25 protein-coding genes and 2 pseudogenes are annotated in these 25,081 nt (G+C 56.6%); 20 read left to right on the plus strand and 7 right to left on the minus strand.

Going from position 1 to position 25,081, the window contains the following annotated elements:
* Nucleotides 1-963 (minus strand): annotated as a pseudogene (locus PW844_RS00005) (PLP-dependent aminotransferase family protein); the annotation flags it as partial.
* A gap of 86 nt (nt 964-1,049) precedes the next feature.
* On the opposite strand from PW844_RS00005, the pseudogene PW844_RS00010 reads away from it, so the two are divergent.
* Nucleotides 1,050-1,472 (plus strand): annotated as a pseudogene (locus PW844_RS00010) (rhodanese-like domain-containing protein); the annotation flags it as partial.
* A gap of 23 nt (nt 1,473-1,495) precedes the next feature.
* Here PW844_RS00010 and flk read toward each other — a convergent pair.
* The 4 genes from flk to PW844_RS00030 all read right to left on the minus strand — a co-directional run bounded on the left by flk (nt 1,496) and on the right by PW844_RS00030 (nt 5,530).
* Nucleotides 1,496-2,527: a flagella biosynthesis regulator Flk gene (gene flk / locus PW844_RS00015; RefSeq protein WP_299445255.1), complete on the minus strand. Its 1,032-nt coding sequence runs from the start codon at nt 2,525-2,527 to the stop codon at nt 1,496-1,498.
* A gap of 106 nt (nt 2,528-2,633) precedes the next feature.
* Entirely contained in the window at nt 2,634-4,142 is a 1,509-nt protein-coding gene (locus tag PW844_RS00020; RefSeq protein WP_208717225.1) for a tripartite tricarboxylate transporter permease, read from the minus strand.
* 12 nt (nt 4,143-4,154) lie between these two features.
* Nucleotides 4,155-4,586 (minus strand): tripartite tricarboxylate transporter TctB family protein, encoded by a 432-nt coding sequence (locus PW844_RS00025; protein ID WP_299445257.1) that lies wholly within the window; start codon nt 4,584-4,586, stop codon nt 4,155-4,157.
* An 11-nt stretch (nt 4,587-4,597) separates the two neighbouring features.
* Nucleotides 4,598-5,530 carry a tripartite tricarboxylate transporter substrate binding protein gene (locus tag PW844_RS00030; protein WP_299445662.1) on the minus strand — a complete coding sequence of 311 codons (933 nt, stop codon included), beginning with the start codon at nt 5,528-5,530 and terminating at the stop codon, nt 4,598-4,600.
* 165 nt (nt 5,531-5,695) lie between these two features.
* On the opposite strand from PW844_RS00030, the gene tctD reads away from it, so the two are divergent.
* Nucleotides 5,696-6,367 (plus strand): transcriptional regulator TctD, encoded by a 672-nt coding sequence (gene tctD / locus PW844_RS00035; RefSeq protein ID WP_299445259.1) that lies wholly within the window; start codon nt 5,696-5,698, stop codon nt 6,365-6,367.
* Nucleotides 6,358-7,737: a sensor histidine kinase gene (locus tag PW844_RS00040; protein WP_299445261.1), complete on the plus strand. Its 1,380-nt coding sequence runs from the start codon at nt 6,358-6,360 to the stop codon at nt 7,735-7,737. The genes tctD and PW844_RS00040 overlap by 10 nt, the downstream gene beginning before the upstream one ends.
* Here PW844_RS00040 and PW844_RS00045 read toward each other — a convergent pair.
* Complete coding sequence (locus PW844_RS00045) at nt 7,711-8,628, minus strand: DMT family transporter (protein WP_299445263.1); 918 nt, start codon at nt 8,626-8,628, stop codon at nt 7,711-7,713. The genes PW844_RS00040 and PW844_RS00045 overlap by 27 nt on opposite strands.
* Nucleotides 8,629-8,723: 95 nt before the next feature.
* Here PW844_RS00045 and PW844_RS00050 point away from each other — a divergent pair, with 95 nt between their 5' ends.
* The 15 genes from PW844_RS00050 to hisP all read left to right on the plus strand — a co-directional run bounded on the left by PW844_RS00050 (nt 8,724) and on the right by hisP (nt 22,663).
* Nucleotides 8,724-9,503, plus strand: coding sequence for a helix-turn-helix transcriptional regulator (locus PW844_RS00050; protein WP_299445265.1), 780 nt, complete (start codon nt 8,724-8,726; stop codon nt 9,501-9,503).
* Between the two features lie 52 nt (nt 9,504-9,555).
* Nucleotides 9,556-10,695, plus strand: coding sequence for a 4-phosphoerythronate dehydrogenase PdxB (gene pdxB, locus PW844_RS00055; protein WP_299445267.1), 1,140 nt, complete (start codon nt 9,556-9,558; stop codon nt 10,693-10,695).
* Between the two features lie 70 nt (nt 10,696-10,765).
* On the plus strand, nt 10,766-11,776 hold the full coding sequence (locus PW844_RS00060) for an aspartate-semialdehyde dehydrogenase (protein WP_299445269.1): 1,011 nt from the start codon (nt 10,766-10,768) through the stop codon (nt 11,774-11,776).
* Nucleotides 11,776-12,582, plus strand: coding sequence for a tRNA pseudouridine(38-40) synthase TruA (gene truA, locus PW844_RS00065; protein ID WP_084876150.1), 807 nt, complete (start codon nt 11,776-11,778; stop codon nt 12,580-12,582). Before PW844_RS00060 ends, truA begins: the two co-directional genes overlap by 1 nt.
* A 33-nt stretch (nt 12,583-12,615) precedes the next feature.
* Nucleotides 12,616-13,278, plus strand: coding sequence for a DedA family protein (locus PW844_RS00070; protein ID WP_299445273.1), 663 nt, complete (start codon nt 12,616-12,618; stop codon nt 13,276-13,278).
* A 132-nt stretch (nt 13,279-13,410) separates the two neighbouring features.
* Nucleotides 13,411-14,319, plus strand: coding sequence for an acetyl-CoA carboxylase, carboxyltransferase subunit beta (accD, locus tag PW844_RS00075; protein ID WP_299445275.1), 909 nt, complete (start codon nt 13,411-13,413; stop codon nt 14,317-14,319).
* Nucleotides 14,320-14,385: 66 nt separating this feature from the next.
* Nucleotides 14,386-15,654 (plus strand): bifunctional tetrahydrofolate synthase/dihydrofolate synthase, encoded by a 1,269-nt coding sequence (gene folC / locus PW844_RS00080; RefSeq protein ID WP_299445277.1) that lies wholly within the window; start codon nt 14,386-14,388, stop codon nt 15,652-15,654.
* Entirely contained in the window at nt 15,644-16,381 is a 738-nt protein-coding gene (dedD, locus tag PW844_RS00085; RefSeq protein ID WP_299445279.1) for a cell division protein DedD, read from the plus strand. Before folC ends, dedD begins: the two co-directional genes overlap by 11 nt.
* A gap of 252 nt (nt 16,382-16,633) precedes the next feature.
* Nucleotides 16,634-17,119: a colicin V production protein gene (cvpA, locus tag PW844_RS00090; protein ID WP_084876145.1), complete on the plus strand. Its 486-nt coding sequence runs from the start codon at nt 16,634-16,636 to the stop codon at nt 17,117-17,119.
* Nucleotides 17,120-17,155: 36 nt separating this feature from the next.
* Nucleotides 17,156-18,673 carry an amidophosphoribosyltransferase gene (purF, locus tag PW844_RS00095; RefSeq protein WP_299445281.1) on the plus strand — a complete coding sequence of 506 codons (1,518 nt, stop codon included), beginning with the start codon at nt 17,156-17,158 and terminating at the stop codon, nt 18,671-18,673.
* Nucleotides 18,674-18,781: 108 nt separating this feature from the next.
* Entirely contained in the window at nt 18,782-19,351 is a 570-nt protein-coding gene (locus PW844_RS00100) for a UbiX family flavin prenyltransferase (protein WP_084878532.1), read from the plus strand.
* 275 nt (nt 19,352-19,626) lie between these two features.
* On the plus strand, nt 19,627-20,409 hold the full coding sequence (gene argT / locus PW844_RS00105; protein WP_208715920.1) for a lysine/arginine/ornithine ABC transporter substrate-binding protein ArgT: 783 nt from the start codon (nt 19,627-19,629) through the stop codon (nt 20,407-20,409).
* A 73-nt stretch (nt 20,410-20,482) separates the two neighbouring features.
* Complete coding sequence (locus PW844_RS00110) at nt 20,483-21,169, plus strand: histidine ABC transporter permease HisQ (protein ID WP_299445286.1); 687 nt, start codon at nt 20,483-20,485, stop codon at nt 21,167-21,169.
* The gene (locus PW844_RS00115; RefSeq protein WP_084876140.1) at nt 21,166-21,882 is read left to right on the plus strand and encodes an ABC transporter permease; all 717 of its coding nucleotides are present in this window, start codon (nt 21,166-21,168) and stop codon (nt 21,880-21,882) included. The genes PW844_RS00110 and PW844_RS00115 overlap by 4 nt, the downstream gene beginning before the upstream one ends.
* Nucleotides 21,883-21,889: 7 nt before the next feature.
* Nucleotides 21,890-22,663 carry a histidine ABC transporter ATP-binding protein HisP gene (gene hisP, locus PW844_RS00120; protein ID WP_084876139.1) on the plus strand — a complete coding sequence of 258 codons (774 nt, stop codon included), beginning with the start codon at nt 21,890-21,892 and terminating at the stop codon, nt 22,661-22,663.
* Nucleotides 22,664-22,708: 45 nt separating this feature from the next.
* Here the strand turns inward: hisP and PW844_RS00125 are convergent, their stop codons facing one another.
* Nucleotides 22,709-23,602: a TIGR01777 family oxidoreductase gene (locus tag PW844_RS00125; protein ID WP_299445292.1), complete on the minus strand. Its 894-nt coding sequence runs from the start codon at nt 23,600-23,602 to the stop codon at nt 22,709-22,711.
* A 192-nt stretch (nt 23,603-23,794) separates the two neighbouring features.
* On the opposite strand from PW844_RS00125, the gene yfcF reads away from it, so the two are divergent.
* Together yfcF and yfcD are read left to right on the plus strand one after the other, a co-directional pair.
* Nucleotides 23,795-24,436, plus strand: coding sequence for a glutathione transferase (gene yfcF / locus PW844_RS00130; protein ID WP_299445294.1), 642 nt, complete (start codon nt 23,795-23,797; stop codon nt 24,434-24,436).
* Nucleotides 24,437-24,547: 111 nt separating this feature from the next.
* On the plus strand, nt 24,548-25,066 hold the full coding sequence (gene yfcD / locus PW844_RS00135; RefSeq protein ID WP_299445296.1) for an NUDIX hydrolase YfcD: 519 nt from the start codon (nt 24,548-24,550) through the stop codon (nt 25,064-25,066).
* Nucleotides 25,067-25,081: the final 15 nt, after the last annotated feature.

The following is a 25,081-nucleotide window of genomic DNA, read 5'->3' on the forward strand; positions in this document are numbered from 1 at the left end:
GGGAACAGCGTTTTGGAAAAGGTGCCGAGGCTAATGACCCGGCTCTCCGCTTCCAGCCCCTGCAGCGCAGGCAGTGGGCGTTCACCATAGTGAAACTCGCTATCGTAATCATCCTCAATCAGCCAGCTATCCTGCTGACGTGCCCACGCCAGCCACTGTAAGCGCCGCGCCAGGCTCATGGGTATGCCAGTGGGATAATGGTGTGATGGGGTGAGGTAGACCAGCTTTGCGCGGCCACTGAGGGGGACCGCCCCCTCAGCATCCAGTGGCATTGCAGTGCGCACCGGCGGCAAGGAAGGCATTGCGTGCTCCCGGATATCCCGGTTCCTCCAGCCAGACGTCGTCGCCGCTATCGAGAAACATCAGTGCCAGCAGCTGTAACGCCTGTTGTGAGCTGGTCAGAATCATCACCTGCCCGGCGTCACAACGCAGGCCGCGCGACAATGCCAGATAATCGGCCACCGCCTGACGTAATGGCGCATAACCGCAGGGATCACCATACCCCATCACTTTGCTGCCCAGTGAACGTTGTACGCTGGCGCTGATGCGTCGCCATGCTGCATGTGGAAACGCACGTAATTCCGGTGAACCGGCAGCAAATGCCTGCGGGAACGGTGGTTCCTGACATCCTCCCGTTGCCAGCACCTGGCTGCCACGCGCTGAAAAATTCAGGATGTCATGCTGTTTACCCGGTTGCGCACGCAGCGGCATGGCGATGGCAACAAAGGTGCCGCGTCCGCTCTGGCGTTGCAGATAGCCTTCACTTTCCAGCTGAGCGTAGGCGGCTTCCACGGTGACGCGGGAAAGACCGAGATCCATCGCCAGCTGGCGGCTGGAAGGTACCTTTTGTCCATAGCGCAGATGGCCGCTGGCAATCGCCTGGCGCAACGTGCCGCACAACCGTTCGCGCAGGCCGCCCTGGCTTTGATGACTGAACAGGGCCAGCAAGGGAGATGACGTCATAGTGGTCTTATCCGGAGTGATAAAGTGGTATCAGGATGCAGACCACTTTGCCGTACACTGAGGGAAATTCACAACAGGAGAATGCGATGTCATCGGTTTTAGCCTTCCCCCCGGCCAGTGCCGCTGAAAGTCTGGTTTATCTGCAACACAAACTGGCGTATTACACCGATGCCTGGGATTTAGCCGAAGATCTGGCGGCGGGCATCGCGCAGATTGTGGTGTTTGATGCACGCGCCACGGAGGCGTATCAGGCTGGTCATATTTGCGGCGCGCTCTCCTTCCCGCATCGCACCATGAACGAATCCACCACCGCGCAGCTGGATCGGCAGAAAGTTTACATCACCTATTGTGACGGCATCGGCTGCAATGGTTCGACCAAAGCGGCACTGAAGCTGGCGGCATTAGGTTTTCAGGTCAAGGAATTGATTGGTGGGCTGGATTTCTGGAAGCGAGACGGTCACCCGATGGCGTGGGGCAGTGCGGTGGGCGAATGGCCCACCGCTGCCCCGGCCGCGCAATTGTGGTTGCTGAATCAGAGGAATATCCACATCAGGAAAATAAACACCACTAGCGCCAGGCTTAACGTCAGCGCCGGGCGCTGCGCCAGAGGTGCTGGTAACTGATTGAAGATCGGTGCCCAGATGGGTTGTGGGCGCAGTTCGCTGGCGGACAGCGGCTGCTCGAGGTTTTTTTCGGCGCGACGGCTGAACAGCAGGTTGAGCAGATCCTGGGTTTGCGCCGGGGTCAGTACCATCTGCGGCGTGGCCTGGAAACGCTGCTGGCTGTAATCCTCCAGCAAGCGCTGCTCATCGGCGCTCAAAGGTTGCTTCAGCGAGCTTTCCAGCATGTGCAACGTAGGCGAACTCAGCTGGCTCAGCGTCTGACGCACCTGTAAATATTGCGTCAACAGCGGGAAATGGCGTGACGGAATCGGATCGCTACTTTTCAGGTTAACCAACTTCAGAACATCCCCCAGCACTTTCACCGGCGATTCACCGGTGCTGGCGGCGAGGCGCGTCACCTGCTGATTCAGCGCCTGATGTTCGGCAGGCAGCAGTGACCGATCGCTGATACGCGTCTGCTGTGGCTGCGGGATCGCCATCTGGCCGTTCTGCAGCATGGTCAGCACCTGACGCAGCTGGTCCGGTGACAGCGCGCTCAGTACCGTCTGGTTAAATTGCTGGCGGATAAAATCACTCACCGCCTGGCGGTTATTGCCCAGCGGCAGTTTCTCCAGCAGTTGCTGCAACAGCTGACGTGTAGCGTGGCTGTCCTGCACTTGGGTTAAGCGACTATTGAGATGCTGCTCGGCGGCGGGAAAGTGGCGCGATTGCAGTTCAGCATCGTTTTTCACGCCAACTTCATGGCGCACTCCGGCCCACAATTCCGGGGCTTTCAGGGTACTGAGCGACATGATACGTACGATCAGGCGTTCCAGCGTGGTGCGCTGAGCGGGAGATAATGGCTGTTCGCCTGCCGGGGCACCAGGGCGCGCAGAGCCAGCTGCGTTGGTAAGAGGGGAACGATCGCCCGAGGGCACACCGGGACCGCTGAGAGGTTGCATGGCGGAATCCTTGAAAACTGAGTCAGATCCGGGTGCGCCGGAAAAACGAGGCCATATGATAGCAAAAGCCCCCGGGAAATCCACGGGGGCAGCAGGCAGCAGGGAATTATTTTGCCTCGGCCAACTTCAGGCGTTTACGTCGCCAGCGTTTCCACAGCGGTGGCACGACCAGTACCGACACCGCCAGCACCAGCAATACCTTGCAGATCAGGCTTTCCCATAGGATCGGCAGATTGCCGTTGCTGATTGACAAGGCGCGCCGCAGGTTTTGCTCCAGCATTTCTCCCAGCACAAAGCCGAGGATCAGCGGCGACATCGGAAAATCCATCTTACGCAGGATATAACCGAAAATACCCAGCCCCACCATCAGCAATAAATCGAAAGTGGTACTGTGCACCGCGTAAACACCCACTGCCGATATCGCGGCAATCGCCGGAACCAGGAACCACAATGGAATGGTCAGCATCCGTGCGAAAATATTGATCATCGGGATGTTCATGATCAGCAGCATTACGTTGCCGATCAACAACGCGGCAATCAATCCCCAGACGATATCGGGCTGCTCGGTAAACATCGCCGGGCCGGGGGTGATGTTGTACAGCGTCAGCGCACCCACCATCACCGCCGTGGTGCCGGAACCGGGGATCCCCAGCGTCAGCATCGGAATGAAGGAACCGCAGGCGGAGGCGTTATTCGCCGCTTCCGGCGCGGCCACGCCGCGAATATCCCCTTTGCCGAATTGATCGCTGCCGCTGATTTTCTTCTCACTCATATACGCGATGGCGCTGGCAATGGTCGCACCGGCACCGGGTAGCACGCCGACAAAGAAGCCGATAAAGGACGCGCGCAGTGTCGCGCCGGTCGACATCGCCGCCTCTTTCATATTGAACATCATCCGGCCACTGGCTCGCACCATTTTCTGACCGCTGCTGGTGGATTCCAGCATCAGCAGAATCTCGCTGACCGAGAACAGCCCAATGACTACCACCACGAACTGGATGCCATCGGAGAGATGCACGCTGTCGAAGGTGAATCGATACACGCCGGTATTGGCGTCAACGCCTACCGTCGCCATACCCAGCCCTATCAACGCGGCGAGAAATGACTTCAGCGGGTTGTGGCTCATCATGCTGCCGAGGCAGGCGATGGCGAACACCATCAGCGCGAAGTATTCCGCCGGACCAAACGCCAGCGACCAGTTAGCCAGCAGCGGTGCGAACAGAATGATGCCGATGATGGCGATGGTGGAACCGACGAAAGAACTGACTGCGGAGATGGAAAGCGCTACCCCTGCTTTGCCTTGCTGCGCCATCGGGTAGCCGTCGAGAGCGGTCATAATCGCCCCGGCATCGCCCGGCACATTGAGCAAAATCGAGGAGATGCGCCCGCCATATTCACAGCCAATATAGACTGTCGCCAGCAGGATCAGCGCCGACTCCGCCGGTAAGTGCAGGGCAAACGCCAGCGGCATCAAAATCGCAACGCCATTAATCGGCCCAAGACCAGGCAATAACCCGACAATGGTGCCAATAAAGCATCCGATCAGGGCGATCATCAGGTTTTCCGGCGTCATGGCGACGGCGAAACCCTGCATCAGAAAAGACCAGGTATCCATCATTATCTCCCGTTAACTGAACCAGCTGCCGACCGGCAGCGTGACATCCAGCAGATGATCGAAGGCATAAAACAGCGCAATACCCATCACGCCGCCGGAAATCACCGCAGCCCACCAGCGTGCACCGAATAACAGGCCGATACCGAAGGTCAGCAGCGTGGTGCACAGGGCAAAGCCCAGTCGTTCAAAAAACCAGCCGTACAGCAGCAGCAACACACAAAGTATCAGTAGCTTCTTCAGCGTGGCAGGCGCAGGCCACTGCACGTTATCGGGCTTACGCAGCAGCATCAGTAACGCGCATACCGCCATCAGCCCCAGCAACATCATCGGAAACGGACGCGGTCCAACCGGCTCATAGCTGTATTCGCTTTGAATTTGCCAGGCGATAAACAGCCCGCCGATACAGAGCACCAGCCAGATAGCGGCGAAAATACGATCGCTCATTATCGCCCCCATTATTTTGCCAGACCGAAGGATTTCGCCTGTTCGCGGTAGTCAGCAACCTGCTTCTTCACATAGCTATCCAGCTCACTGCCGAACATATTGAATTCGAACAGGCCGCGCATATCGCGCTGCTGCTGGAATTCTTTCGTCGTGACCAGCTTTTTAAACGCCGCTTCCCACCATTGATAATCGGCATCACTTACCTTCGGGCCGAGGTAGTAACCGCGGATAATCGGCCAGGAAACGTTGAATCCCTGCTCTTTAGCGGTGGGGACGTTAGCCAGCTCGCCTGGCAGGCGCTGGTCGGCCATCACTGCCAGCACGCGTAACTTGCCACTTTGCAGATGAGGCACCATTTCACTCATATCTCCTGAGACGACCTGGATATGATTCCCGAGCAGTGCGGTGACGGGCTCACCGCCGCCCTCAAAGGCGACGTAACGCATTTTGCGTGGATCGATACCGCCCTCGCGCGCCAGCAGTGCGGTCTTCATCCAGTCCTGGCTGCCGATGGAAGCCCCCGCACCCACCACCACTTTGGTGGGATCTTTTTTCATTGCCTCCATCAGTTCACCGAGGTTTTGCCACGGTGCATCATTGCGTACCGCAACCATGCCGTAGTCGGTGCCGATTGCCGCCAGCCACTTCACATCATCCACGGTATAGCGACCAAACTTGCCCTGGGAAAGATTGAGCAATGACCCGCCGGAATAGGCAACGACCGTCCCGGCTTCTGCCGGACGTTGCGCAATGATGGCGTTGTACGCCACCGCACCTACGCCACCTGGCATATAAGTAACGCGCATTGGGGTAGTGATTTGTCCGGTTTCCTGCATCGAAACCTGCAATAACTTGCAGGTGAGATCGAAACCACCGCCCGGTTTTGCCGGGGCGATACATTCAGTACGCTCTGGTGCCGCCGCGAACGCGGTGGAAACCGACATAGCCAGTAAGGTTGTGGCGAGGAGGGTGCGAATGTTGTTTTTCATTTGTCGCTCCATTGATGATTCCAGTTTGTGATTACCGCCGAAAATTCGCGGTTAATGAATTGTTAAGGTGACAACCTTTCATTTACCTTTCATTCCTCGGGGAAAATGGCGGGGTGTGACATGCGTCTCTTACTGGTGGAAGACACGGTCGAGCTGGCGAGCTGGTTGCAAAAAGCGCTGACGCAAAAAGGATTTACGATAGATTGGGTGGCTGACGGTGTGGCGGCGGATCATGTGCTGCAAAGCGAAGAGTATGCCCTGGTAGTGCTGGACGTGACGCTGCCGCGTATGAATGGTCTTGAGGTGCTGACGCGGCTCCGACGGCGTGGGCAGAATGTTCCCGTGCTGCTGCTGACCGCACGTAACGCCCTGGCACAGCGGGTACAGGGGCTGAACGCCGGGGCAGATGATTATCTGACCAAACCCTTCGAGCTGGATGAGCTGGAAGCCCGGCTGCGTGCCTTGCTGCGCCGCAGCCACGGGCAAACGCCGCAATCGCAAGTGATCGGCCAGCTGGAGCGGGACAATGAAGGTTGTTTCCTGCTGAATCGCCAGCCATTACATCTGACTCCGCGTGAAGCCAGCGTGCTGACCACCTTAATGCGGCGTCCCGGCCACCCGGTATCGCGCCAGCATCTCTATGAACAAACTTTTTCCCTGCGTGATGAGGCCAGCCCGGAAACCATCGAGTTATATGTGCACCGGGTGCGTAAAAAACTGGCGGGTAGTGATGTGGCGATCGTCACGCTGCGCGGGTTGGGCTATAGCCTTGAGTGTCAGCCATGCGCCTGATTCGCTCGCTGCGCGGCGAGTTGCTGCTATGGCTGGGTGTGCCGCTGGTGCTGCTGTGGGGATTATCGGTATACACCCATTATTACAGCGCGCTTCAGGCGGCGAATCAGGCTTATGATCGTTCGCTGGTGGCTTCCGCGCGCACCGTGGCTGAACGGCTGGTGGTGCGGCAGCGACAATTGCAGGTGGATGTTCCCTGGGTGGTGCTCGACAGTTTTGAACGCAATATGAACGATCAACTTTTCTATCAGGTGATCTCGCCAGAAGGGCAAACGTTGTCAGGCTACGAGGATTTACCGCCGCTGCCGCGTAATGCGCCGCTCTCCACGCTGTTTCCGGCGCTGGTTCATTTCTACGATGCCCGCTATCGCCAGCAGCCGATTCGGGTGGTTGCCCTGTGGCAACCGATTAGTGAAGAGGGCGTGGAGGGCATGGCTCTGGTACTGGTGGCGGAAACCCTTAATTCTCGCCATGCCTTTGCCGAGGGTTTATTACGTACCGCACTGATCAGCCAAAGCATTCTGGTACTGATCACCCTGATTCTGGCGGGGTTGTTGTCGCGTAAGGTGCTACGCCCATTGCGTCGTTTGTCGCGCATCGTTCTGCGCCGTGCTCCGGGGGAGTTGCAGCCTTTGCCGTCATTGCTGCCCTGGTCCGAGCTACAGCCGCTGATTATCGCGTTCAACCGTCATCTGGAGCGGTTGCGTGGTTTGCTGGCGCGTCAGGAACGTTTTAGCGCCGATGTGTCCCACCAACTGCGCACGCCGCTCACCATTCTGAAAACCCAGGTGGGCGTGGCACTTAACAGCGACGATCCACGGCAATGGCGTGAAAGCCTGCAAGGGATGCGCCATACCCTGGAAGACACCGTACATCTCACCGATCGACTGTTGCAGCTGGCGCAGATCAAAGCCCGCCACGGCGAAGATAAACCGCTGGAGCGCGTTGATCTGGCGGCCATTGCGCAGCAGGCATGCTTCAGTGGCTATGCAGCGGCGCGCCATAAGCAGATCGATCTCGGTTACGAAGGGGATAGCCAATGTCAGGTACAGGGCGATGCGCTGCTGCTGGCGGAGTTGTGCAGCAACCTGCTGGATAACGCCATCAAATACACCCCCGTACACGGCACTGTGACGGCACGCATAGCATCCGGGATGATGGAAATTGAGGATAGCGGGCCAGGGATTGACGATGCCCAGCAGCAACAGGCGCTGCAACCTTTCTCGCGGCTGGATAACGGCCAGCAACAACCCGGTGCCGGTATCGGTCTGGCGCTGGTAAAAGATATCTGCGCCTGGCATGGCGCGGAGTTAAGGCTGGACCGCAGCCCGCAACTGGGCGGGCTACGGGTGACGATCAGCTTCCACTGACAGGGGCGTGACTGTCCGGGGGCGACGTAACGGCGTGCGCAGCCGCTGTGCCAGAATCACCCCCAGCAACGTCATGCCGCCGCCAATCCAGTGATAACCATGCAGCTGTTCATGCAGGAACAGGATCGCAATGACGGCGGTAAAGGCCGGGACAAAATTCATAAAGATGCTGGTGGTGCTGGCCCCGAGGCGCTGCACGCCCAGGATCCACAGGAATGGGGCGATGATCGACGCGAACAGCCCGGCAAACAGCACCAGCGGGATATTATGCGCATTAAGCGACACATCCGGCGTGCGCAGAAAGCCGGGCAGCAGCAACAGCACGCCAAAGAAAATCTGCACATATAAACTTTGCCAGGTCGGCAGAGGGATGGCCCAGCGTTTGGTCAGCACGCCGTACAACGCGTAGGAGGTTGAAGCGGCCAGCATCATCAATTCACCATTGCCGAGGCGCTGATGCAGCAGCTGTGCCGGGTTGCCAGCGCTGACCAGCCACACCAGACCGGCAAACGACAGCAATCCGCCAATTAAAATCCCGCGCGTCGGAGCCAGACGTAACACCACCAGGCTGAGCAGAATGGTCAGCAGTGGAATGGTGGCCCCAAGAATCCCCATCATCACCGCCGATACGCTATGCGCCGCGTAATAGGCAAGGCTTTGATACAGCACCATACCGAGGAGGCCGAGGATCAGCAGGCGTCCGCTGCTGGCGATAATTTGCCGACGATGACGCCAGACGCCAGGCAACGCAAACGGCGTCAGCACCACCAGCGCCAGAATCCAGCGATAAAAGGAGATGGCGGCGGGATCGATGCTCCCGGCGGAGAGTTTGCTGACGATGGTGTTGATCGACCAGATCAGCACCGCCACCAGCGGAAAGAGAAAATTCATCGTACGGCTCCAGAAAGTAAACGCGAAAAGTTTACATTTGACCGGTTTAAGACAGATAACTAAAATCGGACAAAAATCATTAATGACCGGACAGAATGAGTTTACAGGTTGAATATCAGCCGCCGCTCGATGCCTCACAGCTGCGCTACTTTATGCGCTTCGAGCAGGCCAACGCCAATACCGAGTATCTGCCCCACGCCCATCCCTGGGGGCAGCTGATTGTCGTCAAAAGCCATGTGCTGGAGATGGAGGTGGAAGGGGAGCGCCTGCTGACGCCAGCCGATATGCCGATCTGGATCCCACCCGGCCAGCGCCACAGCAGCTATAACCATCGTCAAGCGCAGTTTCGCACCTTCAATATTGCCGCCGATCTTTGCCTGGGCTTGCCATCACAAGCCTGCCTGTTGAATGCGGATGCCATCGTTCATGCCATTATGGACGAGTTTGCCCAACGCAACCTGGAGCAGCCACGCAGTGAAGCAGACTGGCGATTGTGCGAGGTGCTATGTGACCGGCTGCGCCTCGCGCCATCGCATAAAAGCTATCTGCCCACCTCGGATGACAAATTGCTGGCACCGATTCTGCACGCGCTCCAGGCGCATCCCGGCGATAACACCACGCTGGCACAATGGGCTAAACGGGTGTTTACCACCGAGCGTACGCTGGCGCGGCGTTGCCAGCAGCAGCTGCATATGTCCTTTAGCGAGTGGCGACAACGTCTGCGTTTTTTGCGTGCGATTGCCTTGCTGGAGCAGGGGATGAGTGTACAGGCGATTGCTTTTGAGCTGGGCTACAGCTCCGCCTCGGCGCTGATTGTCATGTTTCAGCACCAGGCCGGGACCACACCGGATCGCTATCGTAGCCGGTTAGGTTAATCAAAGGCTTTGTGCCAGAATATGGGCCTTTCGAATTTACAGGACTGCCGTGGTGAAAATTCTCGTCGATGAAAACATGCCGTATGCCCGTGAACTCTTTAGCCGCACCGGTGAGGTGCTGGCGGTGCCGGGACGTCCCTTACCGGAAGCTGAACTCGCTGATGCCAGCGGGCTGATGGTGCGGTCAGTCACCAAAGTCAATGCGGCCCTGCTGGCCGGTACGCCGGTGAAATTTGTCGGTACCGCGACGGCGGGCACCGACCATATCGATGAGACCTCGCTGGTGGAGGCGGGTATCGCCTTCTCCGCCGCGCCGGGCTGCAACGCCATCGCAGTGGTGGAATATGTCTTCTCCTCGCTGCTGCTGCTGGCGGAGCGCGATGGTTTTAATCTGCGCGATCGTACCGTGGGGATTGTCGGCGTAGGCAATGTCGGTGGTCGTCTGCAAAAACGCTTGCAGGCGTGGGGCGTGAAAACCCTGTTGTGCGATCCGCCGCGTGCCGATCGCGGTGATGCGGAAGTTTTCCACTCGCTGGATGAACTGGTGGCGCAGGCCGATATTCTCACCTTCCATACGCCGTTATTTAAAGATGGCCGGTATAAAAGCTGGCATCTTGCGGATGCGGCGCTGCTGATGGCGCTGCGACCGAATACCATTCTGATCAACGCCTGTCGTGGCCCGGTGGTGGATAACGCGGCACTGCTGCAAGTGCTGAATATGCGCCAGGATCTCAGCGTGGTGCTGGATGTGTGGGAGCCGGAACCGGAGCTGTCGCTGGAACTGCTGGATAAGGTGGACATTGCCACCGCCCATATCGCCGGTTACACCCTCGAAGGCAAAGCGCGCGGTACCACGCAGGTGTTTGAAGCCTGGTGTGAGTTTCTCGGTCAGCCGCAGCAGGTGCCGCTGGAAAGCCTGCTGCCCGCCCCGGAGTTTGGCAGCATTACCTTACACGGCAAGCTTGACCAGCCAGTGCTGAAACGTCTGGTGCACCTGGTGTATGATGTGCGCCGCGATGATGCTCCGCTGCGTAAAGTGGCGGCGCAGCCGGGCGAGTTTGACCGCCTGCGTAAGCAATATGAAGAACGCCGCGAATGGTCATCATTGCAGGTGATTTGCGATGACGCCGGGGCGGCGGACATGCTTAATCAACTCGGGTTCCGCGCCACGCTGCAACCGGCAGGTGCCTGATTTGTCCGAATTAATGGGCGGTGAATATCACCGCCTTCTGTTTTTATGTCATTGTCTGGAGTAAACCAACATGTCTGACGGCTGGAATATTGCGCTATTGGGCGCGACAGGCGCAGTAGGGAACGCTGTACTGGAACTGCTGGCGGAACGCCAGTTCCCGGTTGGTGAAATCTATTTGCTGGCGAGCGAAAACGGCGCAGGCGAAATTAAGCGTTTCGAAGGTCGCTCGGTGCGGGTAGAGGATGCGGCAGAATTTGACTGGTCCCAGGCCCAGCTGGCGTTTTTCGCTGCGGGGCGTAACGCCGCCGCGCGTTACGCCGAAGAAGCGGCCAGCCAGGGTTGCCTGGTGATCGACAGCAGCGATTTGTTCGCACTGGAGCCGGATGTGCCGCTGGTGGTGCCGGATGTCAATCCACAAGTGCTGGCGGATTATCGCAACCGTAACATCATTTGCGTAGCGGATAGCCTGGTCAGCCAGTTACTGAGCGCCATCAAACCGCTGGTGGAAGCCGCCGGTCTGGGCCGTTTACAGGTGACCAACCTGATTTCTGTCTCCAGTGATGGTAAAAGCGCGGTGGATGCGCTGGCTGGAGAGAGCGCGCGTTTGCTGAACGGCGTCCCGGCGGATGAACATTATTATGGCCGCCAGCTGGCGTTCAACCTGCTGCCGCAGCTGGTGGACAGTCAGGGCAGCGTGGAAAGTGAACGTCGTCTGGTGGATCAGGTACGCAAGGTGTTGCAGGACGAAGGCTTACCGATTGCAGTGAGCAGCGTGCAGGTGCCGGTGTTCTACGGCAATGCGCAAATCGTACACCTGGAGAATCTGCGCCCGCTGTCTGCCGAAGAAGCGCGGGATGAACTGGCGCGGGCGGATGATATCCGTCTCAGCGACGAGGGCGACTACCCAACCCAGGTGCAGGATGCTTCCGGTAACGGTGAGCTGAGCATCGGTTGTGTCCGCAATGATTATGGTATTCCTGAGCTGCTGCAATTCTGGTCGGTGGCGGACAACATCCGTTTCGGCGGTGCGCTGATGGCGGTGAAAACTGCTGAGAAGTTAGTGCAGGAGTATCTGTATTAATGTTGTCTGAAGGTAACACGCATAAGCTGGCGTTAGGCATTGAATATGATGGCAGCCGTTACTACGGCTGGCAGCGGCAGCAGGAAGTCCGCAGCGTGCAGGAAAAGCTGGAAAAAGCGCTGTCGCAAGTGGCGAATCATCCGGTCAGCGTGTTCTGCGCCGGGCGTACTGATGCCGGCGTGCACGGCACCGGTCAGGTGGTGCATTTTGAAACCACTTCGCAGCGTGCCGACGGAGCCTGGACGCTGGGCGTCAACGCCAATCTGCCACCGGACATCGCGGTGCGCTGGGTGAAAGCGGTGCCGGACGAGTTTCATGCCCGCTTCAGCGCCACGGCGCGCCGTTATCGCTACGTGATATACAACCAGCGGCTGCGTCCGGCGATTCTCGGCAATGGTGTAACGCATTTTTACCATCCGCTGGATGCCGAAAAGATGCAGCGCGCCGGTCAGTGTCTGCTGGGCGAAAATGATTTCACGTCGTTTCGCGCGGTGCAGTGCCAGTCACGTACGCCGTGGCGCAATGTGATGCATCTGAACGTCACGCGCCAGGGGCCATACGTCATTGTCGATATTAAGGCCAATGCGTTTGTGCATCATATGGTGCGCAATATCGTGGGTAGCCTGATGGAAATTGGCTGTGGTAATCAGCCGGAAGACTGGATGGCGACGTTACTGGCAGCGAAAGATCGCACACTTGCGGCCGCAACGGCCCGAGCCGAGGGTTTGTATTTGGTGGCGGTGGATTATCCATCCCACTTTGCGTTACCTCAGCCTGCGCTGGGACCGTTGTTCCTCGCAGATTAATTGTTACCCGAAGGATGTAAGGAGCCTGGCTTTATGGAGTTCATCCATTTTATCGTCGATTTTATCCTGCATATTGATGTGCATTTGGCCGAACTGGTGGCGCAGTATGGCATCTGGATTTACGCCATTCTGTTCCTGATTCTGTTCTGCGAAACCGGGCTGGTGGTGACACCTTTCCTGCCGGGTGATTCGCTGTTATTTGTGGCCGGTGCGCTGGCGGCGCTGCCCAGCAACGACCTCAATGTGCATATGATGGTGGCATTGATGGTGATCGCGGCGATTCTGGGTGATGCGGTTAACTACACCATTGGTCGCCTGTTTGGTGAGAAGTTATTCAGCAATCCCAACTCGAAGATTTTCCGTCGCAGCTACCTGGACAAGACCCACGCCTTCTACGAACGCCATGGCGGTAAAACCATTATACTTGCGCGCTTTGTACCAATCGTGCGAACCTTTGCCCCCTTTGTGGCAGGGATGGGACATATGTCTTATCGCCACTTCGCGCTCTTTAACGTCTCGGGTGCGCTGCTGTGGGTGCTGCTGTTCTCTTACGCGGGCTACCTGTTTGGGGATCTGCCGGTGGTGCAGGAGAACCTGAAACTGCTGATCGTCGCGATTATTGTGGTGTCGATTCTGCCGGGCGTAATTGAAGTCTGGCGTCATCGCCGTCAGGCACGTCAGCAGAAATCTCAGTAAGCGCAAAACCAGATTTTTATCCACAGCGAGAAGCGGTTGTGGTTTAATGAGCGACATTTACGGCCTGCTGAAGGTGATTTCAGCAGCAATGAGAAGACTGGACCAGGTCGGTTTTAAACAGAAAGGTCATCAATGAGCTGGATTGAACGCATACTTAACAAAAGCAATATTACGCCGACGCGCCGTGCCAGTATCCCGGAAGGGGTGTGGACTAAGTGCGACAGCTGTGGCCAGGTGCTGTATCGCGCCGAGCTGGAGCGTAATCTTGAGGTCTGCCCGAAGTGCGACCATCACATGCGCATGCATGGCCGTGAGCGCCTGCATAGCCTGCTGGATGAAGGAACACTGGTAGAATTAGGTAGCGAGCTGGAACCGAAGGATCTGCTGAAGTTCCGTGACTCGAAAAAGTACAAAGATCGTCTGTCTGCGGCGCAGAAAGAAACCGACGAGAAAGATGCCCTGATCGTCATGAAAGGTCAGCTGCACGGTATGCCGGTGGTGGCTGCGGCGTTTGAGTTTGCCTTTATGGGTGGCTCAATGGGTTCGGTTGTTGGTGCTCGCTTTGTGCGTGCAGTTGAACAGGCGCTGGAAGATAACTGCCCACTGATCTGCTTCTCCGCCAGTGGTGGTGCACGTATGCAGGAAGCGTTGATGTCGCTGATGCAGATGGCGAAAACCAGTGCAGCGCTGGCGAAAATGCAGGAACGCGGTCTGCCGTATATCTCGGTACTGACTGACCCAACCATGGGTGGCGTTTCTGCCAGCTTCGCGATGCTGGGCGATCTTAACGTCGCGGAACCGAAAGCGTTGATCGGCTTTGCCGGCCCACGTGTTATCGAGCAGACCGTACGTGAAAAACTGCCGCCGGGCTTCCAGCGCAGTGAATTCCTGATTGAGAAAGGCGCGATCGATATGATCATCCGTCGTCCGGAAATGCGCTTTAAGCTGGCAAGCCTGCTGGCGAAAATGATGAACCTGCCAGCGCCGCTGCAGGATGGTGATCAGCCCACTGCGGCTGAGCCGGAAAGCAGCGAGGCCTGACAGGCAACGGAAAGGCGCAGCAATGCGCCTTTTTACTAATGCCGCGACACATGCTGAACGGGAAACATGGACACTCTTCACCTTCCTCAAGCCACGTCGCCTTTGGCCACGTGGCTTCATTATCTTGAACATCTGCATTCTCAGACCATCGAACTGGGTCTGGATCGTATTCAACGCGTCGCTGCACGCCTCAACCTGCTAAAACCTGCTCCCTTCGTCTTCACTGTTGCCGGAACCAATGGCAAAGGCACCACCTGCCGTACGCTGGAAACGTTACTGATGGCCGCCGGTTTCCGTGTCGGGGTCTACAGTTCACCGCATCTGGTGCGATACACCGAACGGGTGCGCATTCAGGGCGAGGAGCTGGATGAAGCTCTGCACAGCGCCAGTTTTGCCGCCATTGAAGCCGGGCGCGGCGACATCTCGCTGACCTATTTCGAGTTCGGTACCTTATCCGCGTTAAATCTGTTCCGTGAAGCGGGGCTGGATGTGGTGATCCTTGAGGTCGGCCTGGGTGGACGCCTCGACGCGACTAATATCGTCGATGCCAATGTGGCGGTGGTCACCAGCATCGCGCTGGACCACACCGACTGGCTGGGGCCGGATCGCGAAAGCATTGGCCGTGAAAAAGCGGGTGTGTTCCGTGCAGGTAAACCGGCCGTAGTGGGGGAACCGGATATGCCGCATACCATCGCGATCGTTGCGGCAGAGAAGGGCGCATTGCTGTTGCAGCGTAACCACGACTGGCAATGGCAGCAGCATGGCGACAGCTGGACGCTGCAGGATGCGCAGGGTGAATTGCGCGACCTGCCGTTACCGCAGGTGCCGTTACCCAATGCCGCGACCGCGCTTATCGCGCTGCGTGCGTCGGGTTTACCGGTTAGCGAGGCGATTATTCGTCAGCATCTGCCGCTGGCTATTTTGCCGGGTCGTTTCCAGACGGTCAGTGAATCACCACGTGTGATCCTGGATGTAGCACATAATCCCCACGCCGCTTATTATCTGGCTTCGCGTCTGGCGGAACTGCCGCGTTCCGGTAAGGTTCATGCGGTGGTAGGTATGCTGCATGATAAAGATATCGCGGGAACGCTGGCGGCGCTGGCACCTCAGGTGGATAGCTGGTACTGCGCTCCCCTTGAGGGCCCACGCGGTGCGACAGCGGAGCAGCTGATTGCCCATCTCGCGAGTGGTGAAGCATTTGCTACCGTGGATGCTGCCTGGCAGGCAGCGCGGTTGCAGGCGCATCCCGAGGACGTGATTCTGGTGTGTGGTTCTTTCCACACCGTGGCACAGGTAATGGAATCGATGGCAGCGGAGAACGGCAGTGGCAAGTAAGTTTCAGAACCGTTTGGTTGGCACAGTGATTCTGGTGGCGGTTGGCGTCATCGTCTTACCTGGCCTGCTGGATGGTAAGAAAAAGCACTACAAAGAGGAGTTCGCTGCCATTCCGCTGGTGCCGAAACCGGATGATCAGCAGGACAGCGAGATGGTGCCACCGGTCACCCAGCCGTTGCCTGCTCAGCCGCCGGAAGGCGCGGGTTCGACGACCGAGCCGAGTGCGACCAATAGCAAAACGTCCACCAGTCCGGCAGAGAGCGGCAATACTCAGCCAGCTCAGAATAGCGAACCCAGTGTGGTGACGCCGCCGCCGATCCATCAAAGCGCGCCGGTACAGACGCCGAAACCTAAACCCGTCGAGCAGCCTAAGCCGAAACCGATTGAGCAACCCAGGCCGAAACCGGTTGAGCCTAAGCCGGTGGAACAGCCGAAACCGGTCGAAACGCCGAAGCAGAGTGAAGCAGAAGCGCCAGCACCCGCGGGTCAGGCTTATGTGGTGCAGCTCGGGGCGTTGAAAAACGCAGCGAAGGTCAACGAGATTGTGGCGCAGTTGCGTCTCTCGGGCTATCGCGCCTTTACGGTGCCGTCAACGCCAGTTCAAGGCCAGATCACCCGTATTTATGTCGGGCCGGATGCGTCAAAAGCGAAGATGCAGGCGGCGCTGGGTGAGCTGAAAAACCTTTCCGGACTCGGTGGGGTCGTCAAACCGTACAGCACGCGCTAAACCGTTGATAAGCCGCGCCGATAGCAGAAAAAGGCGCGGTATAGCACAGGTTGTTCATCAAATTGATGACAGAAAAATTATTTTATTTCAGTTGGTTACCTTGCTGAGATACGTCGGGGCGAGGTGATTTTTTTTCTTCGCCCTTTTTATGGATACGGAACCGGAAAACCCTACGCAAACGTTTTCTTTTTCTGTTAGAATGCGCCCCGAACTGGATGCAGGGGTGCAATCGCGCTGGCGCTGGAAGAGTTCATGATCTGGATTGATTACGTCATTATTGCGGTAGTTAGTTTTTCGGCTCTGGTCAGCCTGGTTCGCGGGTTTGTCCGGGAAGCCTTATCTCTCGTTACCTGGGGATGTGCGTTTTTTGTCGCCAGTCACTACTACGCCTACCTTGCAGTCTGGTTTACAGGTTTTGACGACGAACTGGTTCGTAACGGTATCGCTATCGCGGTACTGTTCGTTGCTACCCTGATTGTGGGTGCCATCGTGAACTATGTGATCGGCACGCTGGTTGAAAAGACCGGCCTGTCGGGAACCGACAGGGTGTTGGGGGTCTGTTTCGGGGCGTTGCGTGGCGTGCTAATCGTTGCCGCTATTCTCTTCTTCCTTGATACATTCACCGGCTTCTCGAAAAGCCCGGACTGGCAGCAGTCCCAACTCATTCCCCAGTTCAGTTACATCATCAGGTGGTTTTTTGACTATCTGAAAAGCACGTCGAGTTTTTTACCCCGGTGACGCCACCGGGAGTGCGGCTAATGAGGAAATGACAACATGTGCGGTATTGTTGGTATCACCGGTTTTATGCCAGTAAACCAGTCGATCTATGACGCGTTAACGGTGCTGCAGCACCGCGGGCAGGATGCCGCCGGCATTTGTACCATCGATGCGCTTAACTGCTTTCGTCTGCGCAAAGCCAATGGGCTGGTGAGCGATGTCTTCGAAGCACGCCACATGCAGCGTTTGCAAGGCAACATCGGGATTGGTCACGTACGTTATCCGACAGCAGGCAGCTCCAGCGCCTCTGAAGCGCAACCTTTCTATGTGAACTCCCCTTACGGCATTACGCTGGCGCACAACGGTAACCTGACCAACGCGCACGAACTGCGTAAGCAGCTGTTCGAAGTGGGTCGCCGTCACGTCAACACCACCTCTGATTCCGAAATTCTGCTCAACATCTTTGCGCAGGAGCTGGACCGTTTTCAGCATTACCCGCTGGAAGCTGACAACATTTTTGCCGCGGTGGCTGCCGTGCACCAGCAGGTGCGTGGTGCTTACGCGGTGGTTTCGATGATTATCGGTCATGGCATGGTTGCCTTCCGCGATCCTAACGGCATCCGTCCGCTGGTGCTGGGTAAACGCCAAATCGCCGATGGCCGTATCGAGTATATGGTCGCGTCTGAAAGCGTGGCGCTGGATACGCTGGGCTTTGAATTCATTCGTGACGTGGCACCGGGTGAAGCGGTCTACATCACCGAGCAGGGCCAGCTCTCCACGCGTCAGTGTGCTGAGAACCCGAAAAGCAATCCGTGCCTGTTCGAGTATGTCTACTTTGCGCGTCCGGACTCCTTCCTCGACAAAATTTCGGTCTACAGTGCGCGCGTACGTATGGGCACCAAGCTGGGTGCGAAGATCGCGCGTGAGTGGGAAGATCTTGATATCGATGTGGTGATCCCGATTCCGGAAACCTCAACCGATGTGGCGCTGGAAATCGCACGTATCCTCGATAAACCTTATCGTCAGGGATTTGTGAAAAACCGCTACGTTGGCCGTACCTTCATCATGCCGGGCCAGCATCTGCGTCGCAGCGCGGTACGCCGCAAGCTGAACGCCAACCGTGCTGAGTTCCGTGATAAGAACGTGCTGCTGGTGGATGACTCTATCGTGCGTGGTACCACCTCGGAGCAAATTATCGAGATGGCACGCGAAGCGGGTGCGAAGCGCGTCTATCTGGCTTCAGCCGCGCCGGAAATTCGTTTCCCGAACGTGTATGGCATCGATATGCCGAGCGCGACCGAGCTGATCGCCCATGGTCGTGAAGTGGAAGAGATTCGTCAGCTGATTAAAGCCGATGCGTTGATTTTCCAGGACCTCGACGATCTGATCGAAGCAGTACGCGAAGAGAACCCGGATATCGCGCAGTTTGAGTGCTCGGTATTTAACGGTATCTACGTGACTAAAGACGTTGACCAACGTTATCTTGATTACCTCCAGTCACTGCGTAATGACGATGCAAAAGCTATTGCACGTCAGACTGAAGTGGAAGGTCTGGAATTACATAACGAAGGTTAAGTCCCTGCGCCCGTCTGATATTCAGGCGGGCGCTGCATTTCCCTCCTGGTTTGTCTTCCTCTTCTGCTGCGGGTTATGATTGTGGTTTACCTGCAGGGCAAAATAATTATGAAACGACTCATCATTGGTATTTCCGGCGCCAGCGGCGCAATCTACGGCGTGCGCCTGTTGCAGGTGTTACAACCGCTGGCCGAGGTGGAAACCCATCTGGTGATGAGTCAGGCTGCGCGTCAGACCCTGGCGCTGGAAACCGATTTCAATCTGCGCGAGGTGCAGGCACTGGCCAATGTGGTGCATGACGTGCGCGATATTGCAGCCAGCATTTCCTCCGGTTCATTTAAAACACTTGGCATGGTGATCCTCCCCTGTTCGATGAAAACCCTGTCCGGCATTGTGCACAGCTACAGCGATAGCCTGCTGACGCGTGCCGCTGACGTGGTGCTGAAAGAGCAGCGCAAACTGGTGCTGTGTGTGCGGGAAACCCCGTTGCACGTAGGCCATCTGCGTATGATGACCACTGCCGCTGAACTGGGCGCCGTGATTATGCCGCCGGTACCCGCGTTTTATCACCGTCCGCAAAATATTGCCGAGCTGGTGGATCAAACGGTCAATCGCGTATTGGACCAGTTCGATATTGAGTTACCGCAGGATCTGTTCACTCGCTGGCAAGGCGCATAAATGGTGCAGAGTTGCACTGTTATGGTGCGAAATTGCGCGCAGGATCACTCTTCGTGCATTTCATGCACCAAAAGTTAACAATGTCGCTTTTTCCTGCTCACCCGACTGTTATATTTTCCTCACAAACTAAGTGCTTGCGCCCCTGGTGGACGCAGGATTTAGTGCGTCTGTACAGGGTTTCGCCAATTTGCACAACTGGCATGAAACATGCAAATTAAACAGCGCAAACACATCACGCACCACATAACAAAAAGCACTTCACTTGAGGGTTACCTATGAAAAAGCGAGTTCTGGCTCTTTCTCTGATGCTGGCAATGTCCAGCGCCGCGAGCGTGTTCGCGGCGGTACCGCATACGCTGCGCATCGGGACTGACCCGACTTACCCGCCGTTTGAATCGAAAAACGCGCAAGGACAGTTAGTGGGTTTTGACATTGATCTGGCTAACGAGATCTGTAAACGCATCAAGACTAAATGTACTTATGTGGAAAGCGATTTCGATGCGCTGATCCCGTCGCTGAAAGCGAAGAAGATCGATGCCATCATCTCTTCACTTTCCATTACTGAAAAGCGTCAGGAAGAGATTGGCTTCTCTGAAAAACTCTACGCAGCAAACGCCCGTCTGGTTGCACCAAAAGGTTCCACCATTCAGCCGACCATTGAGTCACTGAAAGGCAAGAATATTGGTCTGTTGCAGGGCACTACCCAGGAAACTTACGCCAATCAATACTGGCGTCCGCAGGGGGTCACCGTTACGCCGTATGCTAACCAGGATCTGGTGTATCAGGACCTGAATGCGGGCCGTATCGATGCCGCTTTCCAGGACGAAGTGCAGGCGAGCGAAGGTTTCCTGAAGCAGCCGGTAGGTAAAAACTACGCCTTTGCTGGCCCGGCGGTGAAAGATGATAAAATCTTTGGCGTCGGCACCGGTATGGGCCTGCGTAAAGATGATGCGGATCTGAAAGCCGCCATCGACAAAGCCTTCGAAGCGATGCGCAAAGACGGTACTTACGACAAGATTGCGAAGAAATACTTTGATTTCAATGTGTACGGTGACTGATTATCCTGTCTACCAGACTGCCCGCGACATGCGGGCAGTGCTTCGTTAATTTCCCCACGACAGGATCAAATTCATGTTGTATGGCTATTCTGACGTCATTCTAAAAGGCACCCTGGTTACACTGGAACTGGCGCTCAGTTCGGTGTTGCTGGCCGTGGTGCTTGGTTTAATTGGCGCTGGCGCCAAACTTTCCCGCAATCGCCCGCTGGCGATGCTTTTTGAAGGCTACACCACGCTGATTCGCGGTGTACCGGATCTGGTGTTGATGCTGCTGATTTTCTACGGTCTGCAGATCGCCCTGAACTCCCTGACCGATGCGATGGGTGTCGCGCAGTTCGATATCGACCCGATGGTGGCCGGTATCATCACCCTCGGCTTTATCTATGGTGCTTACTTTACTGAAACCTTCCGTGGTGCGTTTCTCGCTGTGCCGAAGGGGCAGATTGAAGCGGCCACCGCGTTTGGTTTTACCGGCTCGCAAACTTTCCGTCGCATTCTGTTCCCGGCGATGATGCGCTTTGCGCTGCCAGGCATCGGTAACAACTGGCAGGTGATCCTCAAAGCGACCGCGCTGGTTTCGCTGCTCGGCCTTGAGGATGTGGTGAAAGCCACCCAGCTGGCAGGTAAAAGCACCTGGCAGCCGTTCTACTTCGCGATTGTTGCCGGGGTGATTTATCTGGTGTTTACCACGCTGTCGAACGGCGTGCTGTGGTGGCTTGAACGCCGCTACTCAGTGGGTGTGAAAAGGGCAGAGCTATGATCGATATTATTCAGGAGTATTGGAAATCCCTGCTCTGGACCGATGGTTACCGTTTTACCGGCGTGGCTATCACCCTGTGGCTGTTGATTATTTCTGTGGCGATTGGCGGCTGTCTGGCGGTGTTGCTGTCGATTGCCCGGGTGTCACCCAATCGCTTTATCTCCACCCCGGTATGGTTGTTCACCTACATATTCCGCGGTACGCCATTGTATGTGCAGCTGCTGGTGTTCTACTCCGGCATGTATACGCTGGAAGTAGTGAAAGGGTCCGAATTGCTGAACGCCTTCTTCCGCAGCGGACTTAACTGTACCCTGCTGGCGTTTACCCTCAACACCTGCGCCTATACTACCGAAATGTTTGCCGGGGCTATTCGCGCCGTACCACACGGTGAAATCGAAGCGGCACGCGCCTATGGGTTCTCAACCTTTAAATTGTATCGTTGCATCATTCTGCCTTCGGCGCTGCGTACCGCGCTGCCTGCCTATAGCAATGAAGTGATCCTGATGCTGCACTCCACCGCGCTGGCGTTTACCGCCACAGTGCCAGACCTGCTGAAAGTGGCGCGTGATATCAACTCCGCTACCTATCAGCCGTTTGTCGCTTTTGGTATTGCCGCGGTGCTGTACCTGATTATCTCTTACGTGTTGATTAGCCTGTTCCGTATGGCGGAGCGCCGCTGGCTGGCCCACGTGAAACCTTCTTCATCGCATTGAGTAACCTATGGCTGAAAATAAATTAAGCGTTACCGAACTGCACAAGCGTTACGGTGAACATGAAGTCCTGAAAGGCGTGTCATTACAGGCGGATGCCGGTGACGTTATTAGTATCATTGGCTCGTCCGGTTCCGGGAAAAGTACTTTTCTGCGCTGCATTAACTTCCTCGAAAAACCGAGTGAAGGCACCATCGCAGTTAACAATGAGCAGATCAACCTGGTGCGCGACACCGATGGTCAGCTGAAGGTCTCGAATAAGGAGCAGTTGCGTTCGCTGCGTACCCGTCTCACCATGGTGTTCCAGCACTTCAACCTGTGGAGCCACATGACGGTGCTGGAGAACGTGATGGAAGCACCGATTCAGGTGCTGGGCCTGAGCAAAACCGAAGCGCGCGAACGTGCGATTAAGTATCTGGATAAAGTCGGCATTGATGAACGCGCCCGTGCCAAATATCCGGTGCACCTGTCCGGTGGTCAGCAGCAGCGCGTTTCCATCGCCCGTGCGCTGGCGATGGAACCGGAAGTGCTGTTATTTGATGAACCGACTTCGGCGCTTGACCCGGAGCTGGTCGGTGAAGTGCTGCGCATCATGCAGAAGCTGGCTGAAGAAGGGAAAACCATGGTGGTGGTCACCCACGAAATGGAGTTTGCCCGTCACGTCTCCAGCCATGTGATTTTCCTGCATCAGGGGAAAATTGAAGAGCAGGGTGCGCCCGATGAAGTGTTTAACAACCCGAAAAGCCCGCGTTTGCAGCAGTTCCTGAAAGGCTCGCTGAAATAATCTGCGGTAACCAGGTCGCCATGGATTGGCGACCTGGCGATTCCGTTACGCCGCCGTATCCTGCAATGCCTCCTGCAAGTCATACCAGCGAAAACCAAATCCTGACTCCTCCAGCCGTTTCGGCAGCACATGCTGGCCGCCGAGCACCAGCACGGCAGACTCACCCATCATCAGCCTGATAGCGCTGGCCGGGGTGCGCATAAAGGCCGGACGATGCATCACCTGGCCGAGCGTGGCAGCAAATTGTTCGTTGCGGACCGCATAGGGTGACACCAGATTGAATGGCCCCTGCAACGGATTATCAATCAGCCACCAGATCGCATTCACCAGGTCGTCGATATGAATCCATGGCAGATATTGTTTGCCGCTACCGATGGGGCCACCGACGCCGAGCCTGAACGGCAGCTTCATTTTTGCCAGCGCACCGCCTTCCTTCGCCAGTACCACGCCGGTACGCAGCAGGCACACCCGGGTACGATCGCTCTGCGCCGCCAGCGCCAGCTGCTCCCAGCGGGCACATAGCGTATGGGTAAACTCTTCATGGCCGGGATCGTCTTCGGTCAGTATCAAATCGCCAGTATCGCCATAGAAACCGGTGGCTGAGCCGGAGATCAAAAATTTCGGCGGCTGGCTGCTGGCATGGATCAGCGACACCAGGCGTTCGGTTACCTGCCAGCGGCTTTCGCACAGCAGTTGTTTCTGTTCTGCGGTCCAGCGCTTGTCGGCGATGGGCTCACCGGCAAGGTTAATCACCCCATCGATACCATTGAGGTCCTGCTGCTGCGCAAGGCCGGACCAGCAGGCAACGCGTGGGTCCAGCTTCTCGCGTGCGGCTGCGACATCACGCGTCACCACGCTCACCTGTTGACCAAGCTGTAACAGGCGCGGGATCAGATGGCGGCCAATCAAACCCGTGCCGCCGGTAATAAGCAGATGCATGTTGAGCCTCCTTGTGCTTGTTATGTGCTCAGTTTCAGCATAGAAGAGAAGCACACGGCTGGCGTGACCGCACCGACGCTTACGATGAAAAAACCGTAGTCTGCGCTGGTCTTACCGGTTCAGATCCACATTGCCTTACTAAATAAAAATCGGTAAACATGAAGCACTCCAGATGCACATCCGAGGCAGCCGATGAATTACCCGAACATGACGTTGTGGTCCGATGCTTCTTTCTTCAGCCCTTATGCCATGTCGGTCTACGTGGCACTGACCGAAAAGGGCATTCCCTTCACCCTGAAACGTGTTGATCTGTCGCGTAATGCGCAATGGGATGATGATTATCGTGCGCTGTCGCTCACCTGCCGGGTGCCGACATTGCAAATTGATGATTTTATTCTTAATGAATCCTCAGCGATTGCCGAATATCTTGAGGAGCGCTTCCCGGCACCGGAGTACGAACGTCTGTACCCGCGCGACCGGGAAAAGCGCGCCCATGCCCGTGAGATTCAGGCATGGCTGCGCAGCGACCTGATGCCGCTACGTCAGGAGCGCCCAACCGAAGTGTTGTTTGCCGGTGAACGTTTTGCGCCGCTAAGCCGCGCCGGAGAGCAGGCGGCACAGAAGCTGATTACGGCGGTGCAACGTCTGCTGCCGGATGGACAGCAGAATCTGTTTGGCGAATGGTCGATTGCAGATACCGATTTGGCGGTGATGATTAATCGTCTGGCTCTGCATGGTGATGTGCTACCGGTAAAGCTACAGCACTATGCTGAGTTCCAGTGGCAGCGTGCTTCGGTCCAGCTTTGGCTGACGGAATCGGGCAAACAACGCTAAGCACGAAGAGGTCTTGCGGTGGGGAAAAGAACCCTTTACCTTACCGCACACTCTAATAAAGAACAGTAAACAGGCGCGTGCCCGGCACGCCTAAACAGAAAAGGGTTACGGATGGTGGATCAACCTGCAGATAACGGTATCGAATGGGTAGATATCGTTAACGAAGAGAATGAAGTGATTGCGCAGGCCAGTCGCGCGCAGATGCGTGCGCAGTGCCTGCGTCATCGCGCCACCTATATCGTGGTGCATGACGGCATGGGCAAGATTCTGGTGCAGCGTCGTACCGAAATCAAAGACTTCATGCCCGGTATGCTCGATGCCACCGCCGGTGGTGTGGTGCAGAGCGGTGAAGACATGCTGGAATCGGCGCGTCGTGAAGCGGAAGAAGAACTCGGTATTGCCGCAGTGCCGTTTGCTGAGCATGGAAAATTCTACTTCGAAGATGAACATTGCCGCGTCTGGGGCGGTTTGTTCAGCTGCGTGTCGCATGGTCCGTTTGCGATGCAGGAAGAGGAGGTGGATGAAGTCTTCTGGATGACGCCGGAAGAGATCACCGCCCGCTGTGATGAGTTCACTGATGATTCGCTGAAAGCATTGTCGTTGTGGCTGAGTCGCAACAGCGAATCCTAAAAAGTAAAGGCACCG

This window comes from Pantoea sp., assembly GCF_028283705.1.
Classification (GTDB): Bacteria; Pseudomonadota; Gammaproteobacteria; order Enterobacterales; family Enterobacteriaceae; genus Pantoea.